This is a genomic window from Aquimonas sp. (genome assembly GCF_044377145.1).
In the GTDB taxonomy this organism is placed as follows: domain Bacteria; phylum Pseudomonadota; class Gammaproteobacteria; order Xanthomonadales; family Xanthomonadaceae; genus Aquimonas.
Map to the genome: position 1 here is coordinate 1 of NZ_JBILJQ010000107.1, position 11,137 is coordinate 11,137.

The window sequence follows — 11,137 nt, forward strand, 5'->3', positions numbered from 1 at the left end:
CGGGCGAACCCGCAACGGCTTTGGCATGGGAGTCTCCGAACAAAGCCGCCCTAGAATGAGAGATAACGTGCTGCGTCACTGTCTCGTGGAGTGTAGGCGCGTAGGGTTCGTTGATCTGCGGGCGCCTTGAGCCGTTGAGCCTATTGCCTGCGCTCAGATCCCCCAGCTACGACGCAGCGTCGCCCCCGGCGCAAAGGCTTCTTGGCCGGCGTCACCGCATTTGCTCCGCCGGGTGTGCGCCACGCATGGACGCGTTTGCGGCCGGCCGAGAATGTCGGGCGCTACCAGTCGCGCTGGCCGTCAGGCTGCGAGCGACATGAGCCCACCGGCCGCGCTGCGGGTTCACTCGAACCCGTTGCCGAACACGAGGTCGAGATCCGCCGTCGGCAGGAACCACAGGTCTGCCGCAGCGCGCGCCAGCAGCACGAAGCCGCGTAGCGCCGGGACATACAGGAATCGACGCTGGATGCCGCTACCGCTGGGCGGGCCGCCGGCCGGCGTACCGACCGTCGGCAGCAGATCCATTCGCCATGCGGCGCCTGCGCCCGGCGTCGCGGTGTACACCCGCCCGGTTTCGCCGTGGTGATAGAAGCAGAAGCGGTTCAACAGCGGGTCGAAATCCATCCCGGCATAGGCCGGCGCAGCGCTGATGAATGCGCTCAGTGCTGCATTGTTCTCGAAGGCCACCGCGCTGCCGTTGCCGGTGTTGGCGTCGATCACCCTCGCCACAACGCCGAGCTGCGGGTCATAGCCTTGGCCGTCGCCGAACTGCAGCGAGAACAGCACATTGCGGCCGGGATCCAGCGCCGCCGGGAAGCGCCCCAGCGTGCCGTTGCCGGGCCGTGACCAGGTGTTGCCGGCGACCAGGAACCGGCGACCGCTGGTGGTCCAGACATTGCCCCCGGCGTCGAGCACTACCCCAAAGCCGTCGAACGGGGTGATGTCGGCGAAGGTGAACCGCGGCAGCCAGGCGTCGCTGCCGAGGTGAAAGAGGTCCATGCCCGGGCCGCTGGGCGTGCCGCCGCCAAAGCCGAACCGACAGCCGGCCAGCAGCACGGCGTCGCGACTCTCGACATAGTGAATGTGCGCGTAGGTGTGGCGGGAGGTGGGCAGGCCGTCGGCGTAGTAGAGGACGTTGGGCTGCACCTGCGTGCTGCCGACTCTACGCGTGCGCCAGCGCGGCGTGTCATCGAACAGCGACAGGCTGTAGACGCCATTGTCGGCACTGTCGCTGTGTCCGCCGGCCGCCGCGATCACCAGCTCGCCGGTCGCGGGCTTCAACGCCATGCCGCAGTAAGCGTCGATCGCCGAACCTCCGGCGCCCGCCGTGCCGGGAATCGAGAACCACTGCAGAGCTGGCCTGTTCAGGCGCCAGGCCGGAGCCGCCGCACCCTGCGCAGCTGAGAAGCCGCCCACGGCTGCACAAGCACCGGCACCGAGCGCCGCGCCCAGCACGCGGCGACGTTCTGGATTCCAAATCGTCGACATCGGATCGCCTTGCTTGGGGGAAGGCTGAGAGCCTAAGCACTGGCGGCAGACCGCGTCGCGCCCGAACGGCCGAACGGCCGGGTTTGCCGACGGCTGGCGAGCCACGTGGTCGAACGCGCCCTGCAAGCCCGTGAGGCCGCGGCGGTCGGGCGCGAGCTGGCCGCCAGCTCTACGTTGGCCCTCATCAGAGTGTCAGCGCTGACTCGACCTGGACGATGCTCCGCGAAGCCCGAGTTGGCCGAATCCCGGCATCGAGCGGTCCGCTCTTCCGATACCGGACTTGCCTCCGAGCCCCTGAAGCACGTGCTCGAGCCCCAATGACCGCTCAGGACAGGTTGATTGCCGCACTTGTGAGCGTGCAGTCGACCCCGGCTTGCGGCCCGAAGCGCCGGTGGTTTCGCGGGACTGGCTTCGATCTGATCTCTGCTTGCCAGACTTGAAGGCTCGGCGCTTTACGCCGTGCAGACACAGGGCTGCTCGCCCACTTCCGTCCGCGCTGGCAGCTGACATCGAACTGATTCACGCTGTGGCACCGGCCGTATCCGAGGGTGCTGTATGTCCGAGCTTCCGCCCATCGACTCCCAGCGCAGCGCGCTGATCCTCGCTTGGTCAAGGGCCGATCCCGCGCTGCAGCGGCGGTTTCGCCAGCAGCTCGCTGAGCGCACCGGTTGGAATGCCGAGCGCTGTGCCCGCGCAATCCAGGAGTATCTGCGCTTCTGCGCGGTGGCGCTCCGGCTTGGCGGGCGCGCGGCGCCCAGTGCCGCAGTGGACCAGGTCTGGCATCTGCACCTGACCTGGACACGGGATTACTGGGACGATTTCTGCCCTCGCTGTCTGGGCTTCGCTTTTCACCACCAACCCGCGCGCGGGCTGCCCGGTGAGCGTGAGACGCTGCGGCTTGCCTATGCGGAAACGCTGCATGCCTATGAGGCAGAGTTCGGCACGCCGGAACCCGCGTGGTGGCCAGCGTGGTCTGCGCCCCACAGCCATCGCAGCCGCAGCCGCTGGGCTCGATTCGCCGCCGCACCGGGTTTGCTGCCGGCGGCCAGCGCGCTGGCCTACCCGGGCCCGCTCAACCTGCGTGGGCCGGAGTTCCTCAGCCTGTATCTGACCCTGCTGGGCGCCTGCGTGATGGCGAGCCTCTGCTGGCGAATCTGGCATCGACTCAAGCACGAGCCTGCGCGCAGCCTCCCGACTGGCGAGGTGCCGGTGTGGCAGCTGGCCTACCTGCGCGGCGGCCCGCGGGGAGTGATCGATACCGCCACCGCCCATTTGCACGAAGAGGGCTTTCTCGGCTGGGACGCCTCCAGCAAGAAGCTGGTGCGGCTCAAAGATGAGCCGCCAGACGACAGCCTGCTGCGCACGTTGCTGCCGAATCTCTGTGGGCCCACCGCGCGCCTGGCGCCGGCAGAAAAGGCCGGGCCGGTGCAGCAGCTGCGAGAACAATTGGTGCGCTACGGTTGGTGGCACTCGGAACAAGCCGCTCGACGGATCGCCCTGCTGAGCGCCTTGCCGCTCTGGTTGCTGGCGACTTTCGGCGCCGCCAAGATCGCGATTGGCGTGCTCCGCGAGCGCCCGATTGTGCTGCTGGTGATTCTGCTCATGATGACCATTGCGATGGCGCTGGTCTTTCAACTCAACCGCCCTGGCGCGACACGCGCGGGACGCAAGCTGCTGGGCGTGCAGAAGGCACGCCATGCGTTGAGCCTGCGCGCGCCGCGCCAAGGTCAACTGGCGCTGGCGGTTGCCTTGGGCGGCACTGCCGTTCTCGCCGGTACCGCTCTAGCCGGCTACCACGAGTTGCGCCATCCACCTTCCAGCGGCGATGGAGGCGGTTCCAGCAGCTCCGATAGTGATTCGGATGGTGGCGGATCCGGCTGCGGCGGCTGCGGCGGCGACTGATGCGCGGTGCGGGCCGGCCTGCAGCCACTGCAGGCCGCCAGAGGCCAAACCGGCTCGGCCCCGCGGCGATTTGGAACAGCGTTGACCTGCGCGGGACGGGCGTGGATTCAGTCGATCCCCGGCAGGTCTTGAGGGCTCGGGGACGTGGCAAAGCCAGCCCTGAAGCCCGCACGCGATGTCGCATCCGCGACGCAAAACGTGCACGGGAACCCTCACCGCATCCGGCAGTCACGGAACCTCTACTGCACCCGAGCGAAACCAATGACATGCCAGCAGCGTTCTTCGCAAGCAGCGCCTCAGCACTCCATGCGCCGGGCCGCGCTTTCGATCGCCGCCGTCGTGCTCGCGTTCGCAGCGCTGCCTGGATCGACCGGCGCCGCGTCCCCGGACTGCGACGCACTGCATGCGGCGCAGCTGCCAGCCGCATTGGAGCTCGACTACCAGCAGTTTGATCAGACCCCGGGCAGCGGATTCAGGGTGCTGGCGGAGGCGGCCTGCCCGCGTCAGGCTGCCGACCTGATTGAAGCCTGGATCGCCCACACCGGCGAAACCCGCGGCAGTCCGCGCTGGCATGTGGCGCAGCTGCGCGGTGAGGCTGGCGAGATCGACGCCGCCCGCGACGCCGCGCAGGCGAGTCTGCGTGCCAATGAGGCCGAGGATGCGCCGTTTCGGTGGAACGCACACGTGCGCGCCTACATCGCTTTCCTGGACGGCGACCGCAGCGCGTTCTATGCCGCCTTGGCCGAGCTCGAAGTCGGCCGCGCGACCCTCGCGGGGAACGCCATCAATGCCGACTTCTGGCGTCGCCTGCAGCCCCATTTCGCACTCGGCTACGCGGCTGCGCAGACGGCGGACTGAACGAGCGTGCAAACGTCGCAGCCTTCGCTGGCGAAGGGCGGCCACTGTGCCGCCGCTGTCAAGGGCAGACGCAGTTTCGCCCTGACGCGAGCTTCGCTGTGGTCCCACCGACCCGCGTCTGGTCTCCAGCTTCTCGCGCACGCGCCCGGTCAGATCGGCTTGGCCCTCGATCAAGTAGATCAGCGCGTTGGCAGCGAGGAAGACGATCACCCGTCGCAACCCTTTTGCAGTCCGGCGTCGATCTCCTCGCATCTGCGTTGGCCGTGGGACGACTGCGTCAGCAACCAGCGCAGGGCACCTTCGCCGGTGGGCATGCGGGGCTTGCCCTCCAGCAGGCGCTGGCGTACGGCTTCGCTCAACACAACCGCCGCGCGCCGGTTACGTTTCATCAGATGCACCGGCCCGCGCGCCAGCCTCTCTTCGATCACCGCCAAGCCTTGGCGCTTGATCTCGGCGCTGGTGAGAATGTTGTCGGGCACGGCAGATCTCAGATCGAGGTTGGCCGAAGGCTCGCCTGATTCAGCAATGAAAAGGATGCCGAAAACGATGTAGTTCGATCGGCTCGACAACCCGCGGGATGCGGTTGGCTGCGTAAGCGATCAGCGCTGGGGGCATGATCGCCGCAATCGTCGGCGTCCACGCGGCTCAGCTGTGCCGCAGCCCGCGTCGATCGCGCCGCGAACCCGGGCCATGCGCTCGCGATTCGAACCAGTGCATCGGACGCCGAGGTCGTGGAAGCCCTCCGCGGGGTTGATCGAGAGAACGTGGGCATCCTGGTGTTCGACCCCGGTGCAAGGGTGCGCTGCGCTGCCGTAGTCGCCGCAGTGCGTCGCCTCTCCAGGCCCTACATCGAGGCGCACGATGACGATTACCCGGCGAAGGAGCCGGAGCTCGATGATGTCGCAGGCCACCGCCTGCGCGTTGTCCACGGCTACCGGGCGCAAAGCTACATGCTGGCCATGTCCATGGCGCTCGATCACATCGGCTGTGCGGAGTGCGAACTGGGTTTTCACGTCGGGACCTGACACGTGGACCGGCACTGCTTCATTGACTACGAGGTGTTCTCCGACGGCCGTGGTTCGCACTGGGGCACGCTGGCGTTCACCTGGCACGTCGCCAATGAGGCCGACTTTTCGCCGGAAGCCTTGATCGATCAGATCAGGCGTGTGGCCGCTCAACGGCACGCTGCGACCGCTGCATCCGTCAGGGTTCTTGCGCTGACTCGGCTTTGCTTGACACGGGCGACGCGGTGACCGCGTCGTTCGCCATCGAAACATCCGAGCCGCATGCGGCCATGAATCCAGAAGCCTCGGCGGCGTCCGGTGTCGTCGTCGCGGATGGAGAGGTAGTCGACGCCGCTCGATTCGAGTGCAGCAAGCAGGCTGCTGAGCATGGTCTGGACATCCGGGTCGCTGATCGGGCCGGCTGAGGGCAGCAGGTTCGATCAGTACGCGGGGTTCAACGGCGCTTCCACCCGAGCAACGATCCCGGTGGCGCACACGCCATGCCGATGCGCCCGCTCAAGAACGCAGCCGCAGTCGGCGCGTGTGGCGGGCCGCCGAACAAGGTGTCGGGGAGCTTCGCCCGACACGACACCGCGGGACGGCAGCACGCCGTCCCGCAGTAAAGCCCATCAGAACTTCCAGGTTGCGCCGATGAAGGCGCTGTCGTTGCTCGCGTCTTTGCTCTGGATGCTCGACTCGCGGTCGCGGGTTTCGTAGCCGACTTCAAGCGATAGCCACTTGCCGACGTCCTTGGTCAGCTGCACGCCCCAAGTGGTGTTGTCGTCCTCGCGGCTGGGCGACAGGTTCTTGTGGTTGACGGAATCGAACTTGTAGCCGACGCCTGCCGTCATGTCCCACGGTAGCTTGCGCGTGTAGGTCAGTTCCCAGCCCCAGGCGTCGGTGTTGCGCGTGACCTGGGTCGAGTCTTCCACCTTCGGGGCGTACTTCAACTTGAAAATGTCGTCGTCGGTAGCCTTGAAGTCGGCACCGAAGGCCAGGGTGTCGACGCGGGCGTCAGGCGCGGTCGGCTTGGTGATGTCTTTGTCCTGGTAGTTGTAGGTGGCGCTCAGCCCGAGGCGCTTGTTGACTTCATAGGTGTAGCCCAGTGAGACCACGAAGGTGGTTGCGAACTCATTGTTGTCCTTGTCGAGAGCGACGTAGGACAGCGAAGGCTTGAAGCCGTGCTTGCTTCCGGCCGGCGAGAAATCGAAGCCGGTGGTGACCGCCCAATTGAACTTGTCCAGATCATCGCGCTGGTTGTGTGTGTCGGTGGCAAAGCGGATGCCATTGTTCCAGGACGTTGTGCCGCTGGCGAACGTGTACTTGTGCGCCAAGCCGACCTTGGTGGTGAAGCGGCTTTCAGAATCGACAACGCCACCGTCATCCGGGTCGATCAGGTCGTCGATGCCATCGCCATCCTCGTCGACGGCATCGTCTTCTTCGATCTCGTCCTCGGACGGCTCGACATCGATGAGGTCACCGAAATCGTCGCCAGCATCGCCTTCGTCCTCGTCTTCCTCCTTGGAGTCGTCAGCCCCCAGGTCCTCTTCGTCTTCAATGCCGAACTCGGAAAGCTCAGCGTAATCGAAGCGCTCGCCGGAAGAAGGCGCCACCGAAATGTTGTTATTTGTGCGGTACTGGACCTCGACGCTGCCCTTGAATTTGTGACCGGCCTTGGGCTGCTTGGCCCACGCGTCTGTACTGGCCGTACCGAGAGCGGCAACCGCGATCGCCAGGAAAAGTGCGCTGCGCTGCATTTGGAAACTCCGTTGCTGGCTTGGAAGAAGCAGTGCTTCCCTGCACTCACGTGAGTGCGAGCCGGGCTTGCACGACAGGGGCATGTTCGATTCGAGTGCTTGGGCGCCAGACGCGAACTGGCGTACTGCTGTGCTCGGCCCGACCAGGATCCTTGCAGGGTCGTTCCGCGGAATCGGGTCGCTCCGACCCGGCTTCCGCACCGATAGGCAAAACGCTGGCCTGCTGTGCTGCCGAAGATTGTCGACGGCAGTCGCTCGCGATGCGACCAACCCAGCGGCGGCGGGACTGTACAGACTCGTCGGCCGCGCGCTGCGCGCGCTCCTGTGGAAGATTGTGTAAGCGTGGTCGGAGCTGGACAGAAGTCGCTGCTGCCTTCGTTCAACGACGGGCGCGATGTGCCGCCCAGGCGAGGCGGGACCGCAGTGCCAGACCATCACCTCGTACGTCGTGCAGGCCACGCGCAGCATCGGGGTGAAAGTGCTGGCACCCGGCGTTGTATCGGAGGTGTAGTAGGGCCGCCGATCAGTCGCCGCTCGCCTGCACCAATGCCGGCGCGCGCTTTCGCACCATCGGGATGGTGAGGACCGTGCTGGTGACAGCCATCAGCAGCAGGGCGGTGAAGGCATCGGCCGAGATCACACCCTTGTCGAGCAGGATGGTGGCGAAGATGATCTCGATCAGAGCCTTGGTCTGCAGCAGCCAGCCGATCAGTTGCGCCTCGCCGGGTTTCCAGCCGAGCAGACGCCCGGCGATCCGCACACCGACCAGCTTGCCCGCCACCGAGGCAGCCAGCAGCGCGGCGGCGATGATGAACACGGTCGCGCCGCCGGCGTCCCAGTCGGTGCGCAGGCCCGTTGAAAGGAAAAACACCGGCATCAGCAGCAGCAGCACGTGGTGACGCACCAGATCGTAGTGTTCCTCCTTGAACCACTCGCGGTCGATGATGACCCCAGCGAGGAAGGCGCCGACCATGAAGTGCAGGCCCGCCGCATCTGACGCAAGCGAACAGGCCAGCAGCCACACCAGGCCGAGCGCCCAGCGGTCGACGTCGCCGACGCGCTGCAGCCCGCGGCGCACCCAGGGGGCGACCACCACGAAGCCGCCCAGGAAGCCGACTTGGTGCAGGAGACGTTCGGCGTCGACCAGGATCAGGGCGAGCACCACCCAGATCGCGATGTCGTCCAGGCTGGCGTAGCGCAGCACGCGCTGGCCGAGCGGCGTGCGCAGGATGCCGAGTTTCTCCATCATCAGCATCAGGATCGGCAGCGCGGTCACCGCGCAGCCCATGCCGACGCCGGCCACGAACTGCCACTCCGAGGCATTGGGCCCAATCAGTCCCGGCTGCCAGCCAAGCAGGAAATGCGCGGTCGCCGCGCCCAACAACAGCGGCACCAGCATCGCAAGCCCAGCCGTGACGGCGGTTTCGCGCCGGCCGATCCACGCCTTCTTGAGGTCCAGCTCAATGCCGGCGAGCCACAGGAACACGATCACCGCCCAGAACGCGATGCCGTTGAGGTTGTGGATCACGGTGGGCGTAAACAGCGCGTCGTGCGCCTCGGGGAACAGCGCGCCAGCGATGCCCGGCCCCAGCAGGATGCCAGCCACGATCTGCACCACCGGCAGGGGGGCGACGTCGTCCGTGCGGGCCAGTCGCCAGAACAGCCACGGCAGGCCGAAGATCAGCAGCAGGACGATGAGATAGGCAGTCTTGGGGTTGATCGCTTCAGGCATGGGTCGGCTCAGCTGGACAGGGCGCGTCCGGGCGGGGCCGTCGGCGTAGAAGTGGCGCGAGATGGGAGACGCGCCAACGGGGCGCGAAGCTTGATCAGCGCAGAGAATCCGTGTCAAGCGTACTGTCCAAATCAAGAGTATCAAGAGCGGGTCTTGTTTCGCCGCATCACACTCCCCGCCCCCCGCCGCGCGACCCAGCTGACGGTCGCGGAGTGCAGGGCGAAGTGTGCGCCGTTCTGTCTCAGCGCATAGGCGCCGCTGGCGCGGGACTTCGGCCAGGACGGAGGCGATTCCGCTACAACGCTGAACTAAGGGGCATACGCGGAGCGGCCCCCGAGATCGCAGAGCGTCCTACGAAGCCAGGCCTACCCCATTGATGCGCCCCGTTGCCCCGCTCTGCCCCGTCGGCCCAGCCGCGCTACTTGATCCTCAAGGCATATCGACCCTGCTGGTCATGCGGCTTGATTGGATGCCAGCTATGGTCACCGAAGGCAGCGCGGTGTCGGTTTCCGATTGATCGGATGCGTTCACAGCGATACCCTCGCAACGCAAGAACCGCCAGACGGCGGGTACACCGAACCGGTGCGAGAGTCGAGGGTGGATCAATCTGCCGCGTAGTGGATTCGTCTAACGATTCATTGGAGCCGACGTGCCAACGCACGCGCCCCAGCTCTGGTGTTAGCCCTCCCACACAGAACATTGGTTGAGCCTTGTTGTCTTCAAGAAAGAGAATCTCCAATTCGAGGTTATTCGTGCCTGTTACTCTCGCCGAACACAATGACAGCTCAGCTCAGACGCCAATGGACGCGTTCTCGCGCTACTGGCGGTGAATATCGAACTGATCGCCCCGCTTGTGCTACTGGCGCTGGTTGATAGCACCAGTTTCGGCACGTTGCTCATCCCACTGTTTTTGATGTTGGCTCCCGGCCGTCCGCACCCGGGGAGGATTCTGCTGTTCCTTGGCACGGTGGCCGCGTTCTATCTGCTGCTGGGGATTGCGTTGCTACTCGGGGCATCAACGCTGCTCGACACATTGCAGGAGACGGGAAATTCGCAACCGCTACGAATTGCTCAGTTGGTCATCGGTATCGGTCTGATGGCGCTCGGTGTACTGGTGGAGCCTTGGACGAAAGCGGGCAAAGAACGTCGTGTCGCCCGCCGCGCGGAAAAGCTGGCCTGCTCCGGGCCGAGTCTACAAATGCGGATGCGGGCGCGTGCGACCGATCCATCGGCCCCCATCGGTGCGTTCGTCGCACTGGCATTGACGGCAGCCGTGATCGAGGCTGCTTCGATGATCCCGTATCTGGCCGCGATCGGTTTCTTGACCGCATCGGAGTTGTCGCTGGCCGGACGCAGTGCAGTGCTGTTCGGTTATTGCGTGGTGATGGTCGCACCCGCGCTGTTGCTACTCTCTGCGCGGATATTCCTGCACGATCATGTTGCCGCCATCTTGACAAAGCTGGAGGCGCTACTGTCCCGGAATGCAAACGAGGCGATGGCCTGGATAATGTTCTTGATAGGCCTGTATATGGTTGGCGATAGCTTGAGCGCACTCGATTGGTATTGAATCAATGATTCGCCGCGACCTTGAGCAGGAAGTGCCAACAATTGCTTGGGGTGCTTTATGGTTCAGATAGGCCTGACAACGATAGTTGCCAGCTTGCTGAGTGGCTTGGACCAACTAACGCGAGCGGGCCCAACGTAGCAAGATGGATCGCGCACAGCCGCGAAATGATCCGGTGCTTGCACACGCTCGGAGACGGTCTTCGAACCATTCTTGTGGAAGGATTTTTTCAGACTCTGCCCGGCGCGATTCCGATTTCGATGCGGACGAGGTGAATTCGCTGTTCTCCAGCCCGACGCTTACGAGTGGTGTGCTGTCTCGCTCCGGCGCCTCAGCAGTTCTCCCAATTGCCGCGCGCATTCGACGCGAATTGCCTGTACGAGCGCCGCCGCGCGGTTTCACTGCCTGCGCTGGCCGGAGGCCCACACCGTGCCGTGGCCTCCGGCAGATTTGGACTTGTCGATGCTTTCGATGCTAGGCATCCGAATAGCCGGGATATGCATCGATCGGCACGAAGCTGCGCGCGACGCCGACCTCGAAGTGGTTGCAGTCCTCGAAGTCGGCGTTGCCGTGCTGGGCGCGGATGGCTTGAAGATCCAGCGAGAACTCGCGTGGCAGGGCGAAGCCCTGCTTGGCCTTGATCCGCATCGCCTCGCCGCCGACGGTATCGTCATCGACCGTAAGCGTCCGCCCACCTCACCTACCTGCGGAACGTGTCAACCCTTTCCCAACACTCGGCGACGTTTTTTCTAACTAACCACCTCCGGCAGATCGAGCTCAACGGGTGTGGATCTGGCCTTGAGCGCGCCGGGTGTGCTGAGCAGCTCAGCTG

The 11,137-nt window shown here is 65.2% G+C and carries 10 protein-coding genes; 4 read left to right on the top strand and 6 right to left on the bottom strand.

The features are described from left to right. Positions 1 to 342: 342 nt before the first annotated feature. A complete protein-coding gene (locus tag ACIQ7H_RS20505) occupies positions 343 to 1,488 on the bottom strand; it encodes a hypothetical protein (RefSeq protein WP_395795054.1) in 1,146 nt (381 codons plus the stop codon). 555 nt (positions 1,489 to 2,043) lie between these two features. Here ACIQ7H_RS20505 and ACIQ7H_RS20510 point away from each other — a divergent pair. Both ACIQ7H_RS20510 and ACIQ7H_RS20515 read left to right on the top strand, forming a co-directional pair. Next, a complete protein-coding gene (locus ACIQ7H_RS20510; protein WP_395795056.1) occupies positions 2,044 to 3,390 on the top strand; it encodes a TIGR04222 domain-containing membrane protein in 1,347 nt (448 codons plus the stop codon). A gap of 306 nt (positions 3,391 to 3,696) precedes the next feature. After that, complete coding sequence (locus tag ACIQ7H_RS20515; protein ID WP_395795058.1) at positions 3,697 to 4,248, top strand: hypothetical protein; 552 nt, start codon at positions 3,697 to 3,699, stop codon at positions 4,246 to 4,248. 206 nt (positions 4,249 to 4,454) lie between these two features. Here ACIQ7H_RS20515 and ACIQ7H_RS20520 read toward each other — a convergent pair whose 3' ends face one another. Next, on the bottom strand, positions 4,455 to 4,727 hold the full coding sequence (locus ACIQ7H_RS20520) for a hypothetical protein (RefSeq protein ID WP_395795060.1): 273 nt from the start codon (positions 4,725 to 4,727) through the stop codon (positions 4,455 to 4,457). 285 nt (positions 4,728 to 5,012) lie between these two features. Here ACIQ7H_RS20520 and ACIQ7H_RS20525 point away from each other — a divergent pair, with 285 nt between their 5' ends. Continuing rightward, positions 5,013 to 5,273 (top strand): hypothetical protein, encoded by a 261-nt coding sequence (locus ACIQ7H_RS20525; protein ID WP_395795062.1) that lies wholly within the window; start codon positions 5,013 to 5,015, stop codon positions 5,271 to 5,273. Positions 5,274 to 5,422: 149 nt separating this feature from the next. On the opposite strand, the gene ACIQ7H_RS20530 is transcribed toward ACIQ7H_RS20525, so the two are convergent. From ACIQ7H_RS20530 to ACIQ7H_RS20540, 3 genes are all read right to left on the bottom strand, one after another. Then, the gene (locus ACIQ7H_RS20530; protein WP_395795064.1) at positions 5,423 to 5,641 is read right to left on the bottom strand and encodes a hypothetical protein; all 219 of its coding nucleotides are present in this window, start codon (positions 5,639 to 5,641) and stop codon (positions 5,423 to 5,425) included. Positions 5,642 to 5,881: 240 nt separating this feature from the next. Beyond that, positions 5,882 to 7,009: a hypothetical protein gene (locus tag ACIQ7H_RS20535; protein ID WP_395795066.1), complete on the bottom strand. Its 1,128-nt coding sequence runs from the start codon at positions 7,007 to 7,009 to the stop codon at positions 5,882 to 5,884. A 523-nt stretch (positions 7,010 to 7,532) separates the two neighbouring features. Further along, positions 7,533 to 8,741, bottom strand: a complete 1,209-nt coding sequence (locus tag ACIQ7H_RS20540; RefSeq protein ID WP_395795068.1) for a cation:proton antiporter — start codon at positions 8,739 to 8,741, stop codon at positions 7,533 to 7,535. An 826-nt stretch (positions 8,742 to 9,567) separates the two neighbouring features. Between ACIQ7H_RS20540 and ACIQ7H_RS20545 the strand changes: the two genes are divergently transcribed. After that, on the top strand, positions 9,568 to 10,308 hold the full coding sequence (locus tag ACIQ7H_RS20545; protein WP_395795070.1) for a GAP family protein: 741 nt from the start codon (positions 9,568 to 9,570) through the stop codon (positions 10,306 to 10,308). 471 nt (positions 10,309 to 10,779) lie between these two features. Here the strand turns inward: ACIQ7H_RS20545 and ACIQ7H_RS20550 are convergent, their stop codons facing one another. After that, positions 10,780 to 10,953, bottom strand: a complete 174-nt coding sequence (locus tag ACIQ7H_RS20550; RefSeq protein ID WP_395795072.1) for a hypothetical protein — start codon at positions 10,951 to 10,953, stop codon at positions 10,780 to 10,782. Positions 10,954 to 11,137 lie beyond the last annotated feature (184 nt).